At 71.0% G+C, this 23,548-nt stretch carries 25 protein-coding genes; 20 read left to right on the top strand and 5 right to left on the bottom strand.

Annotated features, from left to right (window positions below; translation table 11 throughout):
• Positions 1-106 precede the first annotated feature (106 nt).
• The 5 genes from KFLA_RS34830 (at position 107) to KFLA_RS34810 (ending at position 4,406) form a co-directional block, all read left to right on the top strand.
• Positions 107-679 (top strand): TetR/AcrR family transcriptional regulator, encoded by a 573-nt coding sequence (locus KFLA_RS34830; RefSeq protein ID WP_012924549.1) that lies wholly within the window; start codon positions 107-109, stop codon positions 677-679.
• 34 nt (positions 680-713) lie between these two features.
• The gene (locus KFLA_RS34825) at positions 714-1,433 is read left to right on the top strand and encodes an SDR family NAD(P)-dependent oxidoreductase (RefSeq protein WP_041289626.1); all 720 of its coding nucleotides are present in this window, start codon (positions 714-716) and stop codon (positions 1,431-1,433) included.
• Between the two features lie 45 nt (positions 1,434-1,478).
• Positions 1,479-2,702: an MFS transporter gene (locus tag KFLA_RS34820; RefSeq protein ID WP_012924547.1), complete on the top strand. Its 1,224-nt coding sequence runs from the start codon at positions 1,479-1,481 to the stop codon at positions 2,700-2,702.
• A gap of 39 nt (positions 2,703-2,741) precedes the next feature.
• On the top strand, positions 2,742-3,149 hold the full coding sequence (locus tag KFLA_RS34815) for a hypothetical protein (protein WP_012924546.1): 408 nt from the start codon (positions 2,742-2,744) through the stop codon (positions 3,147-3,149).
• A gap of 147 nt (positions 3,150-3,296) precedes the next feature.
• The gene (locus tag KFLA_RS34810) at positions 3,297-4,406 is read left to right on the top strand and encodes a serine hydrolase domain-containing protein (RefSeq protein ID WP_012924545.1); all 1,110 of its coding nucleotides are present in this window, start codon (positions 3,297-3,299) and stop codon (positions 4,404-4,406) included.
• A 92-nt stretch (positions 4,407-4,498) separates the two neighbouring features.
• On the opposite strand, the gene KFLA_RS34805 is transcribed toward KFLA_RS34810, so the two are convergent.
• A complete protein-coding gene (locus KFLA_RS34805) occupies positions 4,499-5,302 on the bottom strand; it encodes a deoxyribonuclease IV (RefSeq protein ID WP_012924544.1) in 804 nt (267 codons plus the stop codon).
• A gap of 51 nt (positions 5,303-5,353) precedes the next feature.
• Complete coding sequence (locus KFLA_RS34800) at positions 5,354-5,854, bottom strand: Lrp/AsnC family transcriptional regulator (RefSeq protein WP_012924543.1); 501 nt, start codon at positions 5,852-5,854, stop codon at positions 5,354-5,356.
• Positions 5,855-5,948: 94 nt separating this feature from the next.
• Here KFLA_RS34800 and KFLA_RS34795 point away from each other — a divergent pair, with 94 nt between their 5' ends.
• The 5 genes from KFLA_RS34795 (at position 5,949) to rplI (ending at position 9,055) form a co-directional block, all read left to right on the top strand.
• Entirely contained in the window at positions 5,949-7,166 is a 1,218-nt protein-coding gene (locus KFLA_RS34795) for an MFS transporter (RefSeq protein WP_012924542.1), read from the top strand.
• Between the two features lie 155 nt (positions 7,167-7,321).
• Positions 7,322-7,612: a 30S ribosomal protein S6 gene (gene rpsF / locus KFLA_RS34790; protein ID WP_012924541.1), complete on the top strand. Its 291-nt coding sequence runs from the start codon at positions 7,322-7,324 to the stop codon at positions 7,610-7,612.
• Between the two features lie 92 nt (positions 7,613-7,704).
• Entirely contained in the window at positions 7,705-8,283 is a 579-nt protein-coding gene (locus KFLA_RS34785) for a single-stranded DNA-binding protein (protein WP_012924540.1), read from the top strand.
• 77 nt (positions 8,284-8,360) lie between these two features.
• A complete protein-coding gene (gene rpsR, locus KFLA_RS34780) occupies positions 8,361-8,594 on the top strand; it encodes a 30S ribosomal protein S18 (RefSeq protein ID WP_012924539.1) in 234 nt (77 codons plus the stop codon).
• Between the two features lie 14 nt (positions 8,595-8,608).
• On the top strand, positions 8,609-9,055 hold the full coding sequence (rplI, locus tag KFLA_RS34775; RefSeq protein ID WP_012924538.1) for a 50S ribosomal protein L9: 447 nt from the start codon (positions 8,609-8,611) through the stop codon (positions 9,053-9,055).
• 87 nt (positions 9,056-9,142) lie between these two features.
• Here rplI and KFLA_RS34770 read toward each other — a convergent pair whose 3' ends face one another.
• Positions 9,143-9,373, bottom strand: coding sequence for a hypothetical protein (locus KFLA_RS34770; protein ID WP_012924537.1), 231 nt, complete (start codon positions 9,371-9,373; stop codon positions 9,143-9,145).
• Positions 9,374-9,450: 77 nt separating this feature from the next.
• Complete coding sequence (locus tag KFLA_RS34765; RefSeq protein ID WP_012924536.1) at positions 9,451-10,851, bottom strand: hypothetical protein; 1,401 nt, start codon at positions 10,849-10,851, stop codon at positions 9,451-9,453.
• Positions 10,852-11,089: 238 nt separating this feature from the next.
• Between KFLA_RS34765 and KFLA_RS34760 the strand changes: the two genes are divergently transcribed.
• The 10 genes from KFLA_RS34760 to KFLA_RS34715 all read left to right on the top strand — a co-directional run bounded on the left by KFLA_RS34760 (position 11,090) and on the right by KFLA_RS34715 (position 21,970).
• Positions 11,090-11,725 carry a DUF6668 family protein gene (locus tag KFLA_RS34760; protein ID WP_012924535.1) on the top strand — a complete coding sequence of 212 codons (636 nt, stop codon included), beginning with the start codon at positions 11,090-11,092 and terminating at the stop codon, positions 11,723-11,725.
• Between the two features lie 12 nt (positions 11,726-11,737).
• Positions 11,738-12,001: a TrbC/VirB2 family protein gene (locus KFLA_RS34755; RefSeq protein WP_012924534.1), complete on the top strand. Its 264-nt coding sequence runs from the start codon at positions 11,738-11,740 to the stop codon at positions 11,999-12,001.
• A 51-nt stretch (positions 12,002-12,052) separates the two neighbouring features.
• A complete protein-coding gene (locus KFLA_RS34750; RefSeq protein WP_012924533.1) occupies positions 12,053-12,898 on the top strand; it encodes a DUF8175 domain-containg protein in 846 nt (281 codons plus the stop codon).
• The gene (locus KFLA_RS34745; protein WP_012924532.1) at positions 12,898-13,773 is read left to right on the top strand and encodes a TrbL/VirB6 family protein; all 876 of its coding nucleotides are present in this window, start codon (positions 12,898-12,900) and stop codon (positions 13,771-13,773) included. The genes KFLA_RS34750 and KFLA_RS34745 overlap by 1 nt, the downstream gene beginning before the upstream one ends.
• A 1-nt stretch (position 13,774) precedes the next feature.
• A complete protein-coding gene (locus KFLA_RS38060; protein ID WP_012924531.1) occupies positions 13,775-15,403 on the top strand; it encodes a TrbL/VirB6 family protein in 1,629 nt (542 codons plus the stop codon).
• The gene (locus KFLA_RS34735) at positions 15,378-16,898 is read left to right on the top strand and encodes an SCO6880 family protein (RefSeq protein WP_049797485.1); all 1,521 of its coding nucleotides are present in this window, start codon (positions 15,378-15,380) and stop codon (positions 16,896-16,898) included. The genes KFLA_RS38060 and KFLA_RS34735 overlap by 26 nt, the downstream gene beginning before the upstream one ends.
• 16 nt (positions 16,899-16,914) lie before the next feature.
• The gene (locus tag KFLA_RS34730; protein ID WP_012924529.1) at positions 16,915-18,525 is read left to right on the top strand and encodes a hypothetical protein; all 1,611 of its coding nucleotides are present in this window, start codon (positions 16,915-16,917) and stop codon (positions 18,523-18,525) included.
• The gene (locus tag KFLA_RS34725) at positions 18,525-20,450 is read left to right on the top strand and encodes a type IV secretory system conjugative DNA transfer family protein (protein WP_012924528.1); all 1,926 of its coding nucleotides are present in this window, start codon (positions 18,525-18,527) and stop codon (positions 20,448-20,450) included. Before KFLA_RS34730 ends, KFLA_RS34725 begins: the two co-directional genes overlap by 1 nt.
• 82 nt (positions 20,451-20,532) lie before the next feature.
• Positions 20,533-20,913, top strand: coding sequence for a DUF4913 domain-containing protein (locus KFLA_RS34720; protein WP_012924527.1), 381 nt, complete (start codon positions 20,533-20,535; stop codon positions 20,911-20,913).
• A gap of 34 nt (positions 20,914-20,947) precedes the next feature.
• Positions 20,948-21,970, top strand: a complete 1,023-nt coding sequence (locus KFLA_RS34715) for a tryptophan--tRNA ligase (RefSeq protein WP_012924526.1) — start codon at positions 20,948-20,950, stop codon at positions 21,968-21,970.
• A 226-nt stretch (positions 21,971-22,196) separates the two neighbouring features.
• Here KFLA_RS34715 and KFLA_RS34710 read toward each other — a convergent pair whose 3' ends face one another.
• Positions 22,197-23,501: an MATE family efflux transporter gene (locus KFLA_RS34710; protein WP_012924525.1), complete on the bottom strand. Its 1,305-nt coding sequence runs from the start codon at positions 23,499-23,501 to the stop codon at positions 22,197-22,199.
• Positions 23,502-23,548 lie beyond the last annotated feature (47 nt).

Here is a 23,548-nt window from a genome sequence, read left to right as displayed (position 1 = left end):
GCCGGAGCGCCAGACCGTAGCCGACGGAGATTCGCCGGTGATCGGCCGGTGGGCGGTCCGCTAGGTTTTCGGGATCAGGGCGAGTGCGACCGGCGAGGGGGTGGCGGTGGGTACGACGAGCGACCGGCCGCTGCGGGCGGACGCGCAGCGCAACCGGGACCGGCTGCTGTCCACGGCCGTGCAGGTGTTCTCCGAGTGCGGGCCGGACGCGCCGCTGGACGCGATCGCGAAACACGCCGGGGTCGGCATCGGCACGCTCTACCGGCACTTCCCGACCCGGGAGGCGCTGGTCGAGGCGGCGTACCGCAACGAGCTGGCGGTGGTCTGCGCGGCGGCGGGCGAACTGCTCGCGACGATGCCGCCGGCCGACGCGACCCGGGCCTGGATGGACCGGTTCCTCGACTACATGACCCGCAAGATCGGCATGGCCGACGCGCTCCGGGCGGTGATCGCGACCGGTGCCGATCCGTACGCGCACAGCTTCGAGCTGCTGGTCGGCGCGATCCGGCCGCTGCTGGACGCCGGCGCCGCAGCCGGTGAGCTCCGGGCCGACGTGAGCCCGGAGGACGTGCTGATCAGCGTGTCCGGCGTCGCCCTGGCTACCGGTGCGAACCGCGAGCAGGCCGGCCGACTGCTGGATCTGCTGATGTGCGGTCTCCGCTACCGCCCACCGAGCTGAGCCCTCCGACGGCCCGCGGTTTACGTTGGCGGGCATGACACAGCCAGTGGCTTTGGTGACGGGGTCCGCGTCCGGGATCGGCGCGGCGACGGCCCGGCGGTTCGCCGCCGACGGGATGACCGTGGTGGTGCACTCGCGGTCGAGCCGGGACGCCGGGGAGGCGCTGGCGGCGGAGCTTAGCGGCAGCTACCTGCAGGCGGATCTCGCGGACGACGAGCAGGCGGCCGGACTCGTGCCGCGGGTACTGGCCGAGCACGGGCGTCTCGACGTACTGGTGAACAACGCGGGGATCAGCTGGCCGGTCCCGCACACCGACCTGGACGGACTGACCGCGGCCGACTGGCGCAAGCTGCTCGACGTCAACCTGATCGCGCCGTGGCTGCTCTGCACGGCGGCGCTGCCCGCGTTGCGCGCGACGGGCGGCTGCGTGGTCAACGTCACCAGCCATGCCGGCGTACGGCCGAAGGGCAGCTCGATCGCGTACGCCGCCAGCAAAGCGGCGCTGAACCACGTCACCAAGCTGCTCGCGGCCGCGCTCGGACCCGACGTCCGGGTCAACGCGGTGGCGCCCGGCCTTGTCGACACCCCGATGACGGCGTCCTGGACCGCGGCGCAGGAGCTGTGGAAAAGCTCGAGCCCGATGCGCCGCGCGGCCCGGCCGGAGGACGTCGCCGGCCTGATCGCCGCGATCGTGGCGAGCGACTACCTGACCGGTGAGGTGATCCTGCTCGACGGAGGACTCAACCTGCGCTGAGCCTGGACGGCCGGCGTTGTCGGTGGCCGGTTCTACGATCGCCGGATGCCGTCGCGTGCTTCGTCGCTGGGTCCGGATTTCCGTCGTCTGTGGAGCGCCTACACGGTGAGTGCGGCGGGCAGCGCGATCGGCTTCGGCGCGTTGCCGCTGATCGCCGTGCTGGTGCTGGACGTCAGCACCTTCCAGGTCTCGATGCTGGCCGCGCTGTCGGCGGTCGCGGGCGCCGCGCTCGCCCTGCCGATGGGCGACTTCATCGAGCAGCGGCGCAAGCGGCCGGTGATGATCGCTGCGGACCTGGTCCGGTTCGGCGTACTGATCAGCATCCCGGTCGCCGCGGCTCTCGACCTGCTCAGCTACGTCCAGCTCTGCCTGGTGGGAATCTTGCACGCCGCCGCGCTGATTGCCTTCACTGCCGCGAGTGGTGCCCACCTCAAGGCGTTGGTACCAGCTGAGCAGCGCGCCGAGGCGAACAGCCGGTTCGAGTCGACCACCTGGGTCACGCTCAGCGTCGGACCGCCGGTCGGAGGTGCGCTGGTCGGTCTCGTCGGCGCGACGTTCACGCTGGCGATCGACGCGGTGTCGTTCCTGCTGTCGGCGTTCGGCATCAGCCGGGTCCGCCGGCCCGAGCCCGAGCCGGTGCGCCGCCAGGACAAGCGTGACCTCACTGTCGGCTGGCGCTACATCTGGCGGCACCGCGGTCTGCGCACGCTCTTCCTGAACTCCCAGTTGTTCGGCGGTCCGGTGATGATGACCTCGCCGCTGCTGGCGGTGTTCATGCTGCGCGACCTCGGGATGTCGCCCTGGCAGTACGGGCTGGTGCTCGGGCTGCCCTGTGCCGGTGGCTTCGTCGGTGCGTGGATGGCGCCGCGGCTGACCCGGCGGCTCGGGCTGCACCGGATGCTGCTGGTGTTCGGCGTACTGCGGGCGCCGTGGTTGCTGCTGTTCCCGCTGGCGACGCCCGGCGTCGACGGCTTCGTTCTGCTGGTCGTCGCCGAAACGGCGCTGCTGCTCGCGGCCGGCGCGTTCAACCCCTCGTTCGCGACGTACCGGATGGAGGTGACCGAGGACGGCTTCATGGCCCGGGTCTTCACCGCTTGGTCGATCAGCTCGCGGTCGGTGCAACCGGCGTTCATGGCCGTCGGCGGCATTCTCGCCGGACTGGTCGGGCTGCGGTCGACGTTGCTGATCGCCGGCGTCTTCTGCCTGCTCAGCGCGATCGCCCTGCCCTGGCAGAGCGCCGGGCCGGAACCGCTGCCCGAGGCCGCCTGAGCGCGGGACCGCCTCGGCGGTTGCGGTACCGTCCCGCGCATGGCGGCTCCCGAACCGAACACCGATCGCACCCCCCGGTTCTACGGGATGTGCGCGATCCTGTGCCTGATCGTCGCCCTGATGCTCGCTGCGGACGTCGCGCAGTCGAGCAGCAAGTACGGCGGCGCTGCCTGGGTCGGTGTCGGGCTCGTCACCGTCCTGATCCTCGCCCTGACCGCCCTGTACGCCGCGTGCGCCCGCGGCCGGCTCCAACTGAGCCAGGTCGTGGTCAGCAGCCTGACGCTCTTCCACCTCTCCACCCTGTGCGTGGTGGCGGCGGTCGGCGCCGACATCCTGATCCCCGACCGCGACACCGGCTCGCTGGCTCTGCTGCTGCCGTGGGGCATCACGTACTGGCTGCACAACCTCGACAGTTCCCCGCGGTCCTCGTCCGACGGTCAGGCCTGAATCGGGGCAGCCCTGAGCCGGAACCCAGGGACTTCCTGGTTCCTGCCGCCGGTCGTCCGGCGGCAGGGTAAGGCCACAGACCTGACAGAGGGGCATGTGGTGACGAGACGACGTGTTTGGGTAGCAGGCATTGCGGTCGTGGTGGCGATGTCGTTGACAACAGCAACGGCATCGGCAGTACGGCCGTCAGCGGGACCGGCCGACCGGCAGGAAACCGCCGGCCGGCCGACGGAGCCGACAGAGCAGGAGTTGCGGCGCGCGCTGGACGCCGTCGTGGCGGCCGGTGCGACCAGCGCCACCGCGGAGATCCGCTCAGCGGGCCGGACGGTGCGTGCGACCAGCGGGGTGGCGTCGATCGGGTCCGACCGGCCGGTGCCGGCGAACGCCCGGTTCCGGATCGGCAGCGAGAGCAAGACGTTCCTCGCCACGGTCGTGCTGCAGCTGGTCGCCGAGCGCCGGCTCCGGCTCGACGACACGGTCGAGCGCCGCCTGCCCGGCGTCGTACCGGACGGTCACCGGATCACCGTGCGGCAGCTGCTCAACCACACCAGCGGCCTGTACGAGGTGCTGGCCACGCTGCCGTCGCCGCGGTCGGAGGAGTTCCTCCAGCTCCGGTGGCGGACCTGGACGACGGCCGAGCTGGTCGCCCGCGCGACGGCGAAACCGCTGGACTTCGCACCCGGCACGGTCGCGAAGTACTCGAACACCGGCTACCTGGTGCTGGGCATGATCGTCGAACGGCTGACCGGCCGGTCCTACGCCCAGGAGATCAAGCGGCGCATCATCCGGCCGCTGCACCTGCACGGCACCTCGCTGCCGGGGACCAGGACGCGCATTCCGGGTCCGCACGCCTCCGGGTACCTGCCGGTCGAGCGGGACGGCGTACCGCAGCTGGTCGACATCACCCGGATCAACCCGTCGATCATGAATGCCGGCGGCGACATCATCTCCACCACCGAGGACCTGAACCGCTTCTTCGCGGCGTTGCTGGCCGGCGAGCTGCTGCCCCGGTCGCTGATGCGGGAGCTGCGGACGACACCGCTGGAGTCCCGGTTCGGCCTGGGAGTGATCAAGCGCGAGCTGCCCTGCGGCGACGCGTGGGGCAAGGACGGCGACGCGCCGGGCTACTCGGGCATGACGTTCGTCTCCCCGGACAACCAGCGGCAGATCACGGTCTCCACCACCTGGGGGCTGGGCCGTGCCGGTAACGCGGTGCAGGCGCTGGTGGACGCGGAGCTGTGCCGCCCGGCCCGCTGAGCTCAGCTCGCTGAACGCACGCCCGCCGACAAAGCCGGGCTGGCTGTGGACCCCGGTCCGGCGCTCGCTCCAGAGCGCCGGATCGGGACCCGTTAGCCCAGGTGTGCGCGCAAGTAGTCGATGTCGGCCTTCTGGCCGTGCTCGGCGTTCGGGGTCTCGACGACGACCGGGGCGCCGGCCGTCTTCACCACCGCGACGATGTCGGCCGGGTCGATCTCACCCTCGGCGAAGTTGCTGTGCCGGTCGGCGCCGGAGCCGAACGCGTCGCGCGAACCGTTCGCGTGCACGAGGTCGATCCGGCCGGTGATCGCCCGCACCTTGTCCACCACCGTGGCCAGTTCCTCGCCGCCGGCGTGGAAGTGGCAGGTGTCCAGGCAGAAGCCGACCCGGTCGACGTGCTCGTTGCCCGAGTCCTGCACGGCCTGCCACAGCCGGCCGATCCGGTCCAGGTGGCGGGCCATCGCGTTGTCGCCGCCGGCCGTGTTCTCGATCAGCAGCGGGACCGGCAGCTCGGAGCGCTCGATGCACTTGCGCCAGTTGTCGAACCCGGCCTCCGGGTCGTCGCCCTTGCCGACGTGCCCGCCGTGCACGATCACGCCCCGGGCGCCGATCTCGGCGGCCTTGTCCAGCGTCTGCTGCAGCAGCTTGCGGCTCGGGATCCGGATCCGGTTGTTCAGCGTCGCCACGTTGAGCACGTACGGCGCGTGCACGTACAGGTCGACACCGACGGCCTCGGCCCGCTCCTTCAGCGCCTCCGCGCCGTCGGCGTACGAGACCTTCGGGCCCTTCCAGCCCTGCGGGTCCCCGAGGAAGAACTGCACCAGGTCGGCACCCCGGTCGGCGGCCTCCGCCGGCGGGTCTTCCTGATCGACGTGCGCCCCAAGCTTCAGACTCATACCGGCCACCCTAGAACCGGCCACCGACAAGCGCCGACGCCGGGCGGGCGGTCAGCGGGACCAGCCGGCCGAGCGGGTGACCGGGCGGACCTCGCCGGCCGGCGGCTGGACCGGCCGCCCCTCGAACTCGGTGGACAGCACCACGTGCGTGTTCATCTCGCCGTGCTCGCCGAGGCGTTCGAACAGGCCCTCCAGGTGCCGCATCGAGGTGACCCGGACGCGCAGCATCGAGCACACGTTGCCGCTCAGCTTGTGGATCTCGAGCACCTCGGGGAAGTCCTCCGCGCGGGTCGTCTTGAGCAGGCAGCGCCCGGTGGTGCAGCGCATCTGGACGAACGCCGACAGCGGCTGACCGGCCCGCACCGCGTCGACCTGGGCGTGGTACCCGGTGATGATGCCGGCCTCCTCCAGCCGGCGAACGCGTTCGGCGACCGCAGGCGGGGACAGGTTGACCCGCTTGCCGAGCTGGTTGAACGACAACCGGCCGTCGGCCTGCAGCGCGGCCAGGATCTGCCAGTCGGTGGAGTCCGGTTCGCGCGGCTGCAAGGTCATCTGCCCAGAACACCTTGCAGATCGCGGTCGCGCAAGCCGGTACGCCGTTCGTTTCGCCTTCAGCCGTCGGTGCGACTTTTCTAGCGTTGTGGGCATGCTGATTCCCCTCGTCCTGGCCGCCGCCGCGATGAACGCCGCAATGGTCGCCGCCAGCGCGGTGAGCACGATCCTGGTCGCCGACGAACTGGCTCCTGCGCTGGGCGGTCTGCCCAACACAGCCGGCGTACTGGGCACGGCGGCGGGAGCAGTCGCCGTCGGTCGCCTCAGTGCTCGGAGTGGACGGGCCCACGCCCTGCGCGTGGGTTACGCCGTCGCAGTGTGTGGCGCAGCGCTGACCACACTCTCCGCTGTGGGAGCACACGTCGCGCTGCTGTTCATCGGCATGCTCCTGCTCGGTGCGGGGAACGCAGCAAGCCTCCTGTCGCGCTATGCCGCCGCGGACGCGGTCGATCCGGCCCGTCAGGCCAGAGCGATGAGCGCGGTCGTCTGGGCCAGTACTGCGGGTGCGGTCGGCGGGCCGTTCTTGCTGGAGCCAGCCGGGCGCGTTGCAGGTTCCATGGGGCTTCCGGCGATCTCCGGGGCGTTCCTGCTTGCTGTGGTTGCGGCGTTCGGCGCAGTGATGGCCGCGAGCCGGATCAAGCCGACCGGGTCCGGGCAGTCCGGCGTACCGGTGGCTGGCGAGCCGGAACCGGGCAGAGCTGATCGCAGTACGACGGTGATCGCGGCAGCCGTGATGATCGTCGGGCAGTTGGCGATGGTGGCCCTGATGACAGCGGTCCCGGTCCACGTCCATCAGCACGGCCAGGGGATGACCATGCTGGGGGCGATGCTGTCGGCCCACACGTTCGGGATGTTCGCGCTGGCTCCGGTGACCGGGTGGCTGATCGATCGCTGGCAGCCGAGGCCGGTGATGCTGGCCGGTCTGGCGACGCTGGCCGGAGCTGCGCTCGCTGTGGCCCTCCCGCTCGGCTGGACGTTGACGCCGGCGCTGTTCCTGCTCGGGTACGGCTGGAACCTCTGCTATCTCGGCGGCAGCGCGTCGCTGGCTCGCCAGCCGGCCGGCTCAGCAGCTGCTCGATCCCGCCGGGAGAGTCGGGTGGAGGCGTGGGTCTGGGGCGTGTCGGCGCTGGCGACCGCGGCCTCGACGCTGTTGTTCGCCGCCGGCGGCTTCCCGCTGGTGACCACCGTGTCGCTCGCGCTGGCCGTTCCGCTGCTGGCAGTGGTCGCCGCGCGGAAGCCGGTTGCCGGGCGTCCGGAGGCGTCGAACGGCATCGAACACCCCCGCGGTGAGCCTGTGGATATGGTCGGTTGAGCGTCCCGACGCTGGTATTCTTCTGCTGTGGCCCGGTCCATCGACCGGGCTGCTTGCTTGACGCCGACGGCAATTGTCGGCCGGGAGCACCCCGCATCGCCCTCCTGCCACGGAGAGACCGTGGCCGCCAAGTCCGAAGGAGGTGGAGTTCGCGCATGCGTCGTTATGAAGTCATGGTGATCCTCGACCCTGAGCTCGAAGAGCGCACCGTGGAGCCGTCCCTCGACCAGTACCTGAACATCGTCCGCAAGGAAGGTGGCACGGTCGAGAAGCTCGACATCTGGGGCCGTCGCAAGCTCGCTTACGACGTCAAGAAGAAGGCCGAAGGCATCTACGCCGTCATCGACCTGACCGCCGAGCCGGCGGTGGTGAAGGAGCTCGACCGTCAGCTCACGCTGAACGAGTCGATCCTCCGCACCAAGGTCATCCGGCCGGACCAGCACTGACCCCTGGGGTCGTCAGCAGCATCGGTTCTGTCGGCGGCAGCCGCTACTGATAGCTGTGGACACAGTCACACCCGAAAGCAGGAGGAACGGTAATGGCAGGCGAAACCGTCGTCACACTGGTCGGCAACCTTGTCGACGACCCTGAACTGCGGTTCACCCCGTCCGGTGCCGCCGTCGCGAACTTCCGGATCGCGTCGACGCCGCGGACGTACGACCGGCAGTCCGGTGAGTGGAAGGACGGCGAGTCGCTGTTCCTGAGCTGCGCCGTCTGGCGGCAGGCCGCGGAGAACGTGGCCGAGTCGCTGCAGCGCGGCATGCGCGTGATCGTGCAGGGCCGGCTGAAGTCGCGCACCTACGACGACCGTGAGGGCAACAAGCGCACGGTCTTCGAGATCGACGTCGACGAGGTCGGCCCGAGCCTGCGCAGCGCCACCGCCAAGGTGACCCGGACGATGCGTTCGGGCCCCGGCGGCGAAGGTGGCGGTGGCGGTGGCTTCGGGGGTGGCGGTGGCAACTCCGGTGGCGGGTTCGGCGGTGGCGGCGGCAACGCGGCCCCGGCGAACGACCCCTGGGCGGCCCCGCAGGGTGGTGGCGGCGGTCAGTCCGCCGCCCCGCAGAACGACCCCTGGGCGAGCCAGGGCGGCGGCTCGATGGAAGAGCCTCCGTTCTGACCGGTCGGGGTATCCAGCACTGAAACAGTGACCATTCCGGCAGTCGTGCCGGGCTCTGCTAGGAGGAGAGCACCACAATGGCCAAAATCATCCGGAAGCCGAAGAAGAAGGTCTGCGGCTTCTGCAAGGACAAGGCGACGTACGTCGACTACAAGGACACCGCGCTGCTGCGCAAGTTCATCTCGGACCGCGGCAAGATCCGCGCCCGCCGGGTGACCGGGAACTGCGTGCAGCACCAGCGCGACGTCGCCACCGCCATCAAGAACGCTCGTGAGGTGGCCCTGCTGCCGTACACGAGCACGGCTCGCTGAGGGAGGTCTGAGACATGAAGCTCATCCTGGCGCAGGAGGTCGAAGGCCTCGGCAACCCCGGCGACATCGTCGAGGTGAAGGACGGCTACGGCCGTAACTACCTGGTGCCGCGCGGCCTGGCCATCGGCTGGACCCGGGGCGCCGAGAAGCAGATCCAGACGATCAAGCGGGCGCGCGACGCCCGGGCGATCCAGGGCAAGGAGCACGCGAGCGAGGTCAAGAACCAGCTCGAGCAGCTCGGCGTCACCCTGAACGTGAAGGCCGGCGACACCGGCCGCCTGTTCGGCTCGGTCACCCCGGCGGACATCGCCGGTGCGATCAAGTCCGCCGGCGGTCCGCTGGTGGAGAAGCGGGCGATCGCGATCGGTTCGCCGATCAAGACCACCGGCAAGCACCAGGTCTCGGTCCAGCTGCACCCCGAGGTGGCCGCCACGGTCCGCCTCGAGGTTGTCGCCAGCTGACGACCACCCCGCAACACCAGCACGGCCCGGACTCCAGGAGTCCGGGCCGTCGCTGCTTCTCCGCCCTTGCTGGTTCCTCCGCGCGGGCTACTGCTTGTCGGGGGCCGGCCAGCTCAGCGGGCGTGGGTCGTTGCCTTGCCCCGGCTCCGGCTTGGCGACCGTCGGCCGGCTCACCGGCCTCGGGTCCGACTGGCTGACCGACCCGGTCGGCTTGTCCACCGTCGGCCAGTTCGTCGGCTGCGGCTCGTTGTCCAGCCCGGCCGCTCCCGCGGACGCCGGCGCCAGAGCCAGCACCGCCGAGACCAGCCCGGCCAGCACCCACCGCCGAGCTCCGTACTGCGACGCCTGGCGATCATCCCTTCCCGCGCCTGGAGGTTGCCGGCGCCGGACGGGGATCACTTCTTGTCCAGGGCGTAGAGGACGGTGTCGTGCACGACGATGGCCCGGTTGCCGGCGACACCCCACGGGCGCGCCGCGTTTGCGGGCAGGGCGGTGAGCTTGCCGCCGCCGGGCACGATCGACGACAGGCTGCCCGCGACGTTCGCGTAGATCGTCGTGCCGGTGACCGACAGCGGGTCGAAATCCTGGATCAAGCTGGTCTTGCGACCGATGAAGTCGATCACGCACTCGCCGTACGCCGCGACCTTGCCGGTCTGGTCCGGCACCCACTTCCAGTTCTGCACCCGGAGCAGATCCACCTTCGGGCAGGTCGCTGCCACCGACCCGTCCGCGGTGGAGTTCACCGTCGGGATCACCTCGGAGGGGTTCTTGGTGTTCCAGATCACCATCGCGCGCCCCGGACTGGCCATCGCGATGTGGTTCACGCTGGTCGCACCGGCCGGTGGCTTGAGTGCCCGCTCCTGCAGTTCCTTACCGGGCTGGCTCCAGTACAGCGGTCCGGCGTACCGGGCGATCAGGGCCTTGTCGCCCTCGGCCAGCAGCACGGTCGAGAAGCGGGGCTGGTTCTGCACCGTCTGCAGGGCGCCGTTGCTCACCACGCTCGCGCCGTCGTCGCCGAACGTGACCAGCGGCGAGCTGCCGAAGAACTGCACGTCCGCGCCGTCGGGCAGCTCGATCTCGGTCCGCTCGAACCCGTCGCCCGGCCAGTACAACAGCTTTTTCGGGGTGGCGACGGCGAGCACCTGCTGGGAGTCGATGGTGGTGTAGACCGGATCGCCGGCGTTCTTCGGCACCTCGTCCTGCCAGAGCACCTTGCCGCCGCTGTCCAGGACCACCAGCTTCTGGTCCTCGGTGAGGACGGCGACCTCGCTGCCGTCGGTGGACACGGCCGGCGCCGAGCCCTCGGCGATGTCCAGCGTCCAGCTTGCGCTGGCGGCCCAGCCCGGCGGGGCCGGCCGGGCGATGAACTGGTCCGGCACGATCCTCGGCGCCGGCAGCTCCGGCAGCTTGTTCACCGCCGGCGGCTTCGGGGTGGCCGGTTCACGCCCCAGCAGCAGGTACGCCGTGGTGCCGCCGACCAGCACGATCGCCAGCCCGGCCGCCACGAGGATCGGCCAGATCGGCTTGCGCTTGGCGGCCACCTCGATCGCGTCCACCTGGCCGTCCGGGTGGATCACCAGCGGCCACGACGAGCCGTCCGCCTCGACGGCCGTCGCCTTCACCGGCCGGCCCAGCTGACCGGCCCGCTCGGCGACCAGCGCCAGCGCCGCCTGCCGCGGGTCGTGGTGGTTCACCGGGTGGCTGCGCCCGGCGATCTTCACCTCGGCGTTGTGGTCGTCGTACAGCCGGATCGTGACCTTCGGCCAGGACGGGATGCCCTTGTCAGCCACGGTCACCACTCATCCGCGCCACGGAACTCCCTCGATCGTCGGCTTCACGGACTCTCGTTCTAGCATGGCGACCGCCCGAACACGTGCTGCCGCCCAGGCATGCCGAACCGCGAGCCGTCCGGCTCGTCTGACCCCGACAAGGGGGTAGAAACATCCTCGCCTGTGGATGGGTCAAACCGGTGTACGCGAAGAGCGAGACAATACTGTGGGCGACAGCCCGTGACACGCCGCGAGAGGAGGGGCCATGACGCAACCGCAGCACAACCCGTGGACGACGCAGCAGCCACTGCCGCCCGGGCCGCAGCCGGTTCCAGGCCCCCCGCCGGGCCTGCCCGACCTGTCCCCTCGCGGGCCGTCGGCACCCCAGCACGGCGTACCGGCCCCGGCCGAGGACCAGCGGCTGCCGAAGTTCGCCATCCCCGCCGCCGACACCCTGTGGTGGGTCGGCGTGCACGGCGGAGCGGGCGAGTCGACGATGGCGCAGCTGCTGCCCGGCACGCGCGCGGCGGGACACCGCTGGCCGATCCCTCCGCCACCGGTGCCGACGCCGGTCGTGCTGGTCGCGCGGACCCACGGATCGGGCCTGCGCGCCGCACAGCGGGCTGCGATCGAGTGGGCCTCCGGGGTGGTCCAGGGCGTCGCGGTGCTCGGCCTCGTGCTGATCGCGGACGCTCCCGGCCGGCTGCCGCGGGTGCTCGACGACTTCGCCGACATCGTCGGCGGCGGTGTGCCCAGAGTCTGGGACATCCCCTGGATCGAGGAGTGGCGAAGGGGGGAGGATCCCACGCCCGACAACACCCCTGACGAGGTTTTCGAAGTTCTCGAATCCATTTACGCTCTTCGCGCGTCAAATCCAGCGGACTACCCCGCCCCGTACTGAGAGGCTCTTTCCATGTTGGCTAAGTTCACCCACCTGCTCGTCCCGCTCGGGGACGCTCTGCCGAACGAGGTCCAGAACAAGGTCGAGACGGTGGTCGGCTGGGTGACCACGATCTCGATCTCGATCTGCATCCTCGGTGTCATCGTCGCCGGCGCCATGATGGCCATCGGTCAGCGGCGGGGCGAGGGCGGCGAGCACGCGGCCCGCCTCGGCTGGGTCCTCGCGGGCTGCATCGTCATCGGTACGGCGTCGGCGCTGGTCAACGCCATCGTCTGATGACGACGACACCGCGCACCGCCCTGCACGGCTCGTCCCGGGGCTGACCGCATGGCCTGGTTCAGTGGACGCGACTCATCCGGGGCCGAGGACGACGGCACCGCAGCCGGCTCTCCGTGGGAGAGCCGGGGCGTCGTCGCCTCGGCGATCGTGCTCGGCGCTGTCGCCGTGTGCGCCGCGGTCTGGCTGGTGGTCGGGGGGTCCGACGACCCGTCCACCCAGCCGGCGCCCACGGCGACTCCCACCCTGGCCGGGCCGACGGACGACCCGACCGACGAGTCCACTGAACCTCCGGCCACCCCGGACCCGACGGCCAGTACGCCGACCGCCCCGGTGCGGCCCAGCGGCGTCGGCGGGTGCCGGACCAAGAACCCCGACCAGCGCATCCCCCGGGAGGCGCCGAGCGCGGTCAGCTGGCAGTTCGAGACCAACATGCTCATCCCGCTGCAGCGGCAGGGTGGACCGGCCCTCGAGGACGCCAACGGGCTGCGGCACTGCTTCGCCCACTCGCCGACCGGCGCCGTGCTGGCCGCGATGGTGACGCTCGGCCAGATCCGCAACCCCGAGCTGACCGAGGCGGTACTGCGCAACCGGATCGCCCCCGGCCCGGGGCGGACCCGCGCGCTCGCCGCGACCCGCACGTCGCCGACCCCCCGCAACACCGGCCAGACCTCGCAGTTCGCCGGCTTCAAGGTGGTCGACTACCTGCCGAACCGGGCGATCGTCTCGGTCGCGGTCCGGCTGGACAGCCAGAAGGTGGCCGGCCTGCCGGTCACCCTGCTGTGGACCGGCGGCGACTGGAAGCTGGTCCTGCAGGCCGACGGCAGCTTCAACGGCGAGGTGGCCCCGGACGTGCTGCAGTCGCTCGAGGGCTACGTCCGGTTCGGGGGCGCCTGATGATCCCGCTGGGCTGTTCCTGGGCGCCCTGGGACTGGGGCGACTGCATCTCGCAGTACCTCGGCGACGCGCTCGAGTGGGCGATCGGCAGCCTGTTCAAGCTGATCTTCGACGCGATCAAGTTCGTGGTGATCAAGGCGGTCGAGGCGGTGATGAAGGCGGTCGGCACGCTCTGGATCGACATCGACACCCCCGACCTCGGCGGCAACAGCGCGGTCGCGTTCCTGCAGGAACGGACCCTGTTCATCCTGATCTTCGTCGCCACCATCGCGATGATCATCGGCGGCGTCCGGATGGCGATCGCCCAGCGCGGCGAGGCGGTCCGCGACATCATCAAGAGCCTGCTCACCATGGTCGTCGTCTCCACCGGCGGGGTCGCGTTCGCCACCGCCCTGATCCAGATCGCCGACGCGTTCTCCGAGTGGATCGTCGACGAGGCGATCGGCCAGTCGAACTTCTCCACCCGGATCGGCGAGATCCTGGTCAACCCGCTCAAGACCGAGGGCGTCGGGCTGATGCTGGTGATCGTGATGGGCATCCTGATGGTGATCACGTCGCTGGTCCAGCTGGCCCTGATGGTGATCCGGTACGGGATGCTGATCCTGCTCGTCGGGGTGCTGCCGCTGACCGCGGCGGCCACCAACACCGAGGCCGGCATGATGTGGTTCAAGCGGGCGGTCGCCTGGCTGGCCGGCTTCATCCTCTACAAGCCGATCGCGGCGATCATCTACGCGGCCGCCATCACCTTGATCGGCACCCCGCAAGGGGCGCCGGACAAGACGCTGGCCGTGATCACCGGTGTCGCCATGATGATGCTGGCCGTCGTCGCCCTGCCGGCCATCCTGCGGTTCGTCTCACCGAAGACCGGAGGCTGAGGTGCTGGCGCTCCTGTGCGACGACGGTTGGGACGCCTGCATCCGGGACTTCCTGCTCGAGGCACTCACCCCCGCAGTCGAGGCGTTGATAGCGTTGATCTTCGATCCGATTCTCAGTGCGCTCGCCGAGGCCATCGGCGCCTTGATGGCGACCATCGGCACCTTCTGGGTCTTCGTCGACACCCCTGCGGTGGGCAATGCCCAAGGGGAACCGGCCAGCGCCACGGTCGGCTGGCTGTGGCAGCACACCAGCTGGCTGGCGGTCTTCGCGGCGATCATCGGCGTGATCGTGGCCGGTGTCCAGATGGCCTGGTCGCAGCGCGGCGACTCGGCCCGGGACCTGCTCCGGTCGCTGCTCACGCTCGCCGTCGCGTCGACGCTGGCGATCGGTATCGCCCAGCTGCTGATCAGCATCGGCGACACCTTCTCCAAGTGCATCGTCGCGACCGCGCTGGACACCGACCGGACCACCGGCTGGACCTGCTCGCTCGGCGACGCGAACCCGCAGGCGTTCGGCGACGCGATGACGGTGATGCTGGGGTTGTCGGTCGCGTCGGCCGGCACCCTCGGCGTCGGGCTGATGATCACCATCGCGGTGATCACGCTGCTCGCGTCGGTGATCCAGATCGTGCTGATGGTGATCCGCTACGCGATGCTCATCCTGCTGCTGGGGGTGCTGCCGGTGGCGGCGGCCGCCACCAACACGGAGATGGGCAAGGGCTGGTTCCTGCGGATCCTGTCCTGGCTGACCGCCTTCATCCTCTACAAGCCGGTGGCGGCGCTGATCTACGCCACCGCGATCAAGCTGACCGGTGCGGCCTTCGAGGAGGGTGAGCGCAACGGACCGCTGGCGTTCACCAGCCAGGAGGCCGGGCCGGCGATCATGAACATGGTCACCGGCGTCACCATGCTGGTGCTCGCGCTGTTCGCGATGCCCGCGCTGATGCGCTTCATCGCGCCGATGGTGTCGGCGACCGCGGGTGGCGCCGGAGCCGGCGGGCTGGCGGCGAAGCTGGTGGGTGCGGACAAGCTCGCCGACAAGGCGTCCGAGAGCACCTCGAGCGAGAGCGACGGCCCGAGCGGCGCCCGGAACGTCGGCCGCCCCAGCAATTCGTCGTCGCAGAACTCCGGCCCGAGAGGATCGCAGAACTCCTCCTCCCCGTCCGGTAGCGGTGCCGGCGGTGGCGGTGGCGGTCGCGGTGGCGGCGGTGGCGGCGGTGGCGGCGGTGGTCGGAGCGGCGCCAGCAGCAGTGCCGGTCGCAGCGGTACAGGCGGTGGTGGTGGCGGTGGCGGTGGCGCCGGTGGTGGCGGCGCCGGGGCAGGCGGCGGTGCGGGTGCCGGTGCTGGTGCCGGTGCTGGAGGTGCGGCCGGCGGCGGTGCAGTTGCCGGTGGTGGCGCCGCGGCCGGCGGTGCTGCCGCCGGAGGTAGTGCGGCAGCCGGAGGTGGTGCGGCAGCAGGCGGTGCGGCCGCCGGCGCGGGTGCCGCGGCCGGACCGGTCGGTGTCGCGGTCGTGGCCACCGCCGCGGCGGCGGCTGCGGTCGCCAAGGGGGCCGTCGATGGCGCCCAAGCGCTAGGCAACGAAGCGGTCGACAACGACTCGACGGATGAGGGACCAAGTGGCAGCGGCTGACAACGTACGAACGGCTCCCAGGACGTACGGGAACTGGCGGGCGCCCGCCTCGGCGGGAATCGCCGGGATGGGCATGCTCGGCACCGTCATCATGATGTTCGGCCTGGTGATCACGATGATCGCCACGCTGGCCAGCGGTGTGGCCGGCGCCCTGGTGTCGCTGATGATCGTCGGCACGATCCTGCTGCTGCTGATGACCAAGGACAAGCACGGGCACTCCGCCCTGCAGAGGCTCTCGACCCGAATTGGATGGCAGCGAGCGAAGATGGCCAGGCACAACATCTACCGATCCGGACCACTGGGCCGTACGGCGTGGGGCAAGTTCCAGCTGCCCGGCCTGGCCGCCGCCTCCCAGCTCAGCGAGTACCAGGACTCCTACGGGCGGCCGTTCGCGCTGCTGTTCTACCCGAGCACCCGGCACTTCACCGTGGTGATCAACGCCGAGCCGGACGGTGCGTCGCTGGTCGACGAGGACCAGGTCGACGTCTGGGTCGCGCACTGGGGTCAGTGGCTCGCCTCGCTCGGCCACGAGCCGGGCATCGTCGCCGCCTCGGTCACCGTCGAGACCGCGCCGGACACCGGGATCCGGCTGCGCCGCGAGGTGTCGCACAACATGCAGGACGGCAGCCCCGCGATCGCGCGCGCGATGCTGGCCGAGGTCATCCAGACCTACCCGGAGGGGTCGGCGCTGGTGTCGGCCCGGGTCGCGCTGACGTTCAAGGGCACCGACCGCAACGGCAAGCGCCGCAAGGAAGACGATATGGGCCGCGAGCTGGCGTCCCGGCTGCCCGCGCTCACCCAGAGCCTGAACTCCACCGGTGCCGGTGCCGCGCGTCCGGTGGCCGCGCAGGAGCTGTGCGAGACCGTCCGGATCGCCTACGACCCGGCCGCCGCGGTGCTGATCGACGAGGCGCGCAGCCAGGGCATCTCGCCCGAGCTGCAGTGGACCGACGTCGGCCCGGCCGGCGCCCAGGCGTTCTGGGACAAGTACCGGCACGACAGCGCCTGGTCGATCACCTGGCAGATGACGCAGGCGCCTCGCGGTGAGGTGTTCTCGTCGGTGCTGTCCCAGCTGGTCGGGCCGCACCCCGACATCGACCGCAAGCGCGTCACCCTGCTCTACCGGCCGCTCGACGCGGCCACCGCGGCCCGGATGGTCGAGGCCGACAAGCGCAACGCCTCGTTCCGGGCCACCGCCTCCGCCCGTCCGTCGGCCCGGTCGATGGCCGAGGCCCGGGCGGCGGAGCGGACCGCGCAGGAGGAGGCCCGCGGCGCCGGTCTGGTCAACTTCGGCATGGTCGTCACCGGCACGGTGATGTCGGCCGAGCAGTTGCCGGACATGGTCGCCGCCATCGACAACCTCGGCGCCACCGCCCGCGTCCTGCTGCGGCCGGCGTACGGGTCGCAGGACTCCGCCTTCGTCGCCGGGCTGCCGCTCGGCATCGTGATGCAGAGCCACCTGTCGGTTCCGGCCGGCCTGCGGGAAGCCCTGTGAGTCGACGGGAGACATCGTGAGCAAGAAGAAGAAGCCGGTCGACCCGAGCAAGGGTGGCCGCCGCCCGATGCCCCGTGGCTGGCCCGGGATGGGCGGCGGCTACTCGACGTACCTGCAGGCACCGGCGGAGTGGCGCGGTACGACGGTGCAGGTCTGCGGCATGTGGCCGTTCGCGGCCGGCACCGGCAGCCCGATGGTCGGCGTCCCGATCGGCCGCAACATCCTCTCCGGCGCCACCATGTGCTGCGACCCGATCAGCTGGTTCATGCGGGCCAAGCTGATCTCGAACCCGTCGATGTTCGTGCTCGGCAAGCCGGGTCTGGGCAAGTCGACGATCACTCGGCGGATGGCGCTCGGCCTCGCCGGCTACGGCATCCAGCCGCTGGTGCTGGGCGACCTCAAGCCCGACTACAAGGACCTGATCCTGGCGCTCGGCGGCCAGGTGATCGAGCTCGGTCGTGGCCGAGGGCACCTGAACGTGCTGGACCCGGGCGAGTCCCGCAAGGCCGCGCTCCGGCTGACCGGCAGCGCCCGCCAGGCGATCCAGGCCGACGCGCACGGCCGCCGGCAGACGATGGTCTCGGCGCTGATCTCGATCATGCGCTCGGCGCCGCCGTCGGACCGCGAGGAGACCATCATCGACGAGGCCCTCAAGGTCCTCGACGAGCGGCACGACGGAACGCCGGTCCTGCGCGACCTGCTCAAGGTGGTCCAGGACGCGCCGGACCGGGTCCGCAACGTCGCCCTGGACCGCGGCAGCCTGGACCGCTACCGCCAGATCACCGAGGGTCTGGAGGCGTCGCTGATCGGTCTGGTCGGCGGTGGCCGGCTCGGCGAGATCTTCTCCGAGCAGACCGACAACCCGATGCAGATGGACCGTCCGGTCGTGTTCGACGTGTCCAACATCGACGACTCGGAGACGAACCTGCAGGCCGCCGTCCTGCTGGCCTGCTGGTCGTACGGGTTCGGCGCGGTCGCGGTCTCGCAGGCGCTGGCGGACGCCGGCCTCGAGCCGCGGCGGCACTACTTCGTCATCCTGGACGAGCTCTGGCGGGTACTGCGGGCCGGCCGCGGCCTGGTCGACCGGGTCGACGCGCTGACCCGGCTGAACCGGCAGCGTGGTGTCGGGATGGCGATGATCTCGCACACCATGTCCGACCTGCTCGCGCTGGAGCACCCCGAGGACCGGATGAAGGCCAAGGGCTTCGTCGAGCGGTCCGGCATGGTGATCTGCGGCGGGCTGCCGCGGGCCGAGATGGAGAACCTGACCGCTGTCGTCCCGCTGTCGGGCGAGGAGCAGAACATGCTGATCGGCTGGCAGGACCCGCCCGCGTGGGACCCGGCGACCGGTGAGGAGGCCGCGCCCCCGGGCCGTGGAAACTTCCTGATCAAGGTCGGCGGCCGGCCGGGCATCCCGGTGCACGTCGGGCTGACCTCGGTCGAGCGCGAGATCAACGACACGAACAAGCTGTGGAAGACCGGCGCCGACGGGACGCCGCTGAAGGTGGAGATCGCCGACGACGGGACCGAGGAGGTCGTCGAGCAGTACAGCTTCGACGACCCGTCGCTGCTGCCGCCGCCCGACCCGACGACCCGCGTGGTCGCCCGTACGGGAGTTGACGACTGATGGCGCAAGGCAGGAAGAGCACCGGACCGAACTCGCTGTCGCCGGAGGCGATGGGGCTGTTCGCGCTGATCGGACTGGTCGGGTTCGCCTCGTTCGGCACCTGGATCGCCGCCTCGGTCGGGGCGTCGATCAGCGGCGTGAAGAAGCCGACCGGCAACCCGCTCAGCGTGCTGATCGAGCTGGCCACCGGCGACTACGAGTGGCCGCCGGCCGCGACCGCGGTGCTGATCGCCGAGCTGGCGATCGTGGTGGCGCTGGTGGTCGGGGTCTTCCTGCTGCTGCGCCGCCGGCGGGGCAGCCGGTCCCGGGTGGACCGGCACGCCGACCTGATGTCGAACCGCCGCGACCTGCGCAAGATCCTGCGCGAAGGGGCCCAGGAGACCGCGAACCGGCTCGGCGCCGGGCACGCCGGTCCGGGCGTCTTCATCGGCCGTACGGTGCGCGACGACCTCGAGCTGTTCGGCTCCTGGGAGGACATGCACATCGACATCTGGGGCCCGCGGACCGGTAAGACGACCACCCGCGCGGTGCCGGCCATCCTGGACGCGCCGGGCGCGGTGATCGCCACCTCGAACAAGCGCGACATCGTCGACGCCACCCGCGGCCCGCGGACGGCGAAGGGCCCGGTCTGGGTGTTCGACCCCCAGGGCGTCGCCGACGAGGAGCCGACCTGGTGGTGGAACCCGCTGACCTACGTCACCAGCGAGGTGAAGGCCAAGCAGTTCGCCGACCACATCGTCAACAGCCAGCGCCGGGAGGGCGCCCGCTCGGACGCCTACTTCGACACCGTGGCGACCGACCTGCTCGCCGGGCTGCTGCTGGCGGCCGCGCTGGCCAAGCGGCCGATCACCCAGGTCTACCTGTGGCTCAGCGACCAGCTGAACGACGAGCCGGCCCGGATCCTCGACAACGCTCCGGGGTACGAGCTCGCGGCGCAGCAGATGGCCAGCCTCTACAGCCTGCCGGACAAGCAGCGCGCCGGTGTCTTCGGCAGCGCCCAGCCGAACGTGCAGTTCCTGCTCAACCGCCAGGTCGCCCGCTGGGTCAACCCGAACGGTCCGTCCGACAACCGGCCGCAGTTCAGCCCGCAGGACTTCATCCGCCGCGGCGGCACCCTGTACAGCCTGTCCAAGGAGGGCACCGGTACGGCGGGCCCGCTGGTCGCCGCGCTCACGGTGGCCATCGTCGAGGCGGCCGAGGACTACGCCAAGACCTGCCCGATGGGCCGCCTGCCCACCCCGCTGGTCGGCGTCCTGGACGAGGCGGCGAACGTCTGCCGCTGGAAGGACCTGCCCGACCTGTACAGCCACTTCGGCTCCCGCGGCATCGTGCTGATGACGATCCTGCAGTCCTGGGCGCAGGGCGTGGAGTGCTGGGGCGAGCACGGCATCGAGAAGCTCTGGTCGTCCGCGAACATCCGGGTGTACGGCGGTGGTGTGTCCGACGCGAACTTCCTGGAGCGGCTGAGCAAGCTGATCGGCGAGTACGACATCCGGTCGAACTCGGTCTCGTACCAGAAGGGCGAGCGCTCGCACAGCAGCCAGATCCAGCGGCACAGCATCATGGAGGTCTCGGACCTGACCTCGATGCCGCCGGGCCGGGCGATCGTGTTCGCCTCCGGTACGCCGGCGACGATGATCCGGACGATCCCGTGGATGGCCCGGCCGGACGCCGGCGCGGTCCGCGCCTCGCTGGCGCAGTACGACCCGGGCGCGGCGTCCACCGCGGGTCCGGCCGGCGCGTCGGCGAACCCGTGGGTCGCGGCCGGCCAGAAGGCCCAGCACAACCCGCTCGGCCCGGCGCAGGTCACCTGGCCGGCCCAGCAGCAGCCGCCGCAGCCACCGCCCCAGCAACCGTCCCAGCCCCAGCAGCAGTGGGGCCAGGCCCAGTGGAGCCCGCCGAACCCGAACGACCGCCGCGGGTGACAATGCTCGTGCGCTGAGCGGCGCGGTCCACCCGGACCGCGCCGCTTGCTTGACCAGGTTGGCCCCGGCGAGGAGTGAAGTGATGGACGACGACGACGCGATGGAGCTGTACTACCCGCATGTCGCGGCCTTCGTCGAGGACCGGCTGGTGTACCTGTACTCCCGCCGGCTCGGCCAGACGTACGTGTGGTGCCCGGAGTGGTTCCGGCACGCCGAGGCGCTGAGCCGGCTGGACTCGATCTGGCGGGCCTGGGAGCACCTGCGGCTCGACCCGGCCACCGGGATGTCGGTCTGGTGGCGGGACCACGCCGACCCGCACATGATGGTGCTGCTGAGCCCGGACGGCCCGTTCGCGGGCTGCCGGGGCCAGCACAGCGAGTACACCGCCCCGCCGCTGGCCACCGTCACGCCGCCGGAGGGCCTGTTCTTCGACCAGCGCGACCCCGAGCTGCGCAGCCTCTGAGTCCGGTCCGGCACGGCTCTGGGAGGATAGGACCATGGCTACGCAATCGCCCGCACGTCCGGTGTCGCTGACCGGGATCAAGCCGACCGGCGACCCGCACCTGGGCAACCTGATCGGCGCGATCCGGCCGGCCCTGCAGCTCGCCGACAGCTACGACGCGATGTACTTCATCGCCGACTACCACGCGCTGACGGTGCTGCGCGATCCCGAGCAGATGCGGTACTACACCCGCTCGGTGGCGGCGACCTGGATCGCGGCCGGTCTGGACACCAACCGGATCACGATGTACCGCCAGTCCGACGTCCCGGAGACGTTCGAGCTGCACTGGGTGCTGTCCTGCGTGTCCGCCAAGGGCCTGATGAACCGGGCCCACGCCTACAAGGCGGCCCGGGACAAGAACGCCGAAGCCGGCAAGTCGGACCTGGACGCGGGCGTCAACATGGGCCTGTACAACTACCCGGTGCTGATGGCGGCCGACATCCTGCTGATGGACTCCGACGTGGTCCCGGTCGGCAAGGACCAGTCGCAGCACGTCGAGTACGCCGCGGACATCGCCGGTACGTTCAACCACCTCTTCGGCGAGGACAAACTCAAGGTGCCGCGGCTGGTACTGCCGGAGGACGACGCCGCCAAGACGCTGCCCGGCATCGACGGCCGCAAGATGAGCAAGAGCTACGGCAACACGATCCCGCTGTTCGCGCCGGAGAACCAGCTGAAGAAGCTGGTCCGCCGGATCGCCACCGACAGCACGCCGGTGGAGGAGCCGAAGGACCCGGACAGCTCCTCGGCGTTCCAGCTGTACGAGCAGTTCGCCTCGCCGGAGCAGCTGGCCGAGACCCGCAAGCGGCTCGAGGCCGGCGGGATGGGCTGGGGCGACCTGAAGAACCAGCTGTTCGAGGTCATCAACGACCAGATCGGCCCGCTGCGCGCCCGGTACGAGGAACTGATGGCGCCGGACAGCGATCTCGACGCCCTGCTGGACGCCGGCGCCGAGCGTGCCCGCGCCCGGGCCCGGGTCGTCGTCGACCGCGTCCGCGAGGCCGTCGGCATCGTCTGACCCCGCCTGCCCCGGCCCCGCCCCGCCCCGCCCCGGCCGGCCTGGCCGGCCCCGGCCTTAGCGCCGCCCCGCCCCGGCCTTACCGCCGGCCCCCGCCCCATCCCGCGTACCGCCGCCTCTCGCGGGTCAACCCGTCAGACGCATGGTTGGCCCACCAGAATCTGATGGTCCAACCATGCGTCTGATGGGTTGACCCATCAGAGTCGGCGTGCCAGGGGGGACAGGGTCAGCGGACCGCGCCGGTGACCATCCAGGCGTCGCGGCGCTCCCGGGTGAGCAGCGTCAGCAGGCGGAACAACATGAACCCGCCGAACGCCCACCACAGCGCCACGATCCCGCCGTCGAACCAGATCACGCTGAGCGCCAGCGGCACGTAGAGCACCAGCGCGACCACCCCGGCGACCGCCAGGTACGGGCCGTCGCCCGCGCCGATCAGGACGCCGTCCAGCACGAACACCACACCGTTCACCGGCTGCCACAACGCGGCGACCAGCAGCACGGCGGCGAGCGTGTGCCGCACCTCCGGGTCAGCGGTGAACCAGGGCACGTAGAACGTGTGCAGGCCCCACAGCGCGAGCCCGCCGCCGACGCCCGACCACAGGCCCCACCACATCATCCGGCGGGTGATCGCGCGGGTGCCTTCGACGTCGCCCGCGCCGAGGGCCCGGCCGGTCAGCGCCTGCGCGGCGATCGCGATCGCGTCCAGGGCCAGCGCGAGGAACGACCAGAGCGTGAAGGCGACCTGGTGCGCCGCGACGGACGTCGTACCGAGCGAGGTGGCGACGAACGTGGCCAGGATGATCGCGACCCGCAGCGTCAGCGTGCGGACCACCAGCGGGACGCCGGCCTGGGCCGAGGCCAGGATGCCGGGTCGGTCCGGGCGCAGCTTGGCGCCGTCGCGGCGGGCCCCGCGGACGACCACGACGACGAGGGCGACCCCGGCGGCGGTCTGCGCGAGCGCCGTACCGAGGGCGGAGCCGGCGATGTCCAGGCCGAGGCCGTAGACCAGTACGAGGTTGAGCACGATGTTGACCAGGTTCGCGCTGATCGCGACGATCATCGGCGTCTTGGTGTCCTGCAGCCCCCGCAGTACGCCGGTGGCCGCGAGCAGCAGCAGCATCGACGGGATGCCGAGGCAGGAGATCCGCAGGTAGACGACGGCGTGGTCGGCGACGTCGGGGGACGGGTCGAACGCGCCGATCGCGGCCGGTGCGAGCAGGACGCCGGCGACCGCCAGGACGACGCCCAGCAGCAGCGCCAGCCAGAGACCGTCGATGCCCTGGGCCAGGGCGCCGCGGTGGTCCCCGGCCCCGATCCGGCGGGCGACGGCCGAGGTGGTGCCGTAGGCGAGGAAGACGCAGATGCCGACCAGCGTCTGCAGGATGGTGCCGGCGATGCCGAGCGCGGCGAGTTGCGGGGTGCCCAGGTGCCCGACGATCGCCGAGTCCGCCAGCAGCATCAGCGGCTCGGAGACGAGGGCGAAGAACGCCGGTACGGCGAGCCGGAGGATCTCCCGGTCCTGGCTGCTCACGCCGGCTGTGCTCCGGTGGTGCCGCTGGTTCCGGTGCGGGCTTCCGG

This window comes from Kribbella flavida DSM 17836 (assembly GCF_000024345.1).
GTDB lineage: Bacteria > Actinomycetota > Actinomycetes > Propionibacteriales > Kribbellaceae > Kribbella > Kribbella flavida.
Note: the sequence above shows the minus strand (reverse complement) of the source record. Positions and strands in the feature narration are given on the sequence as shown.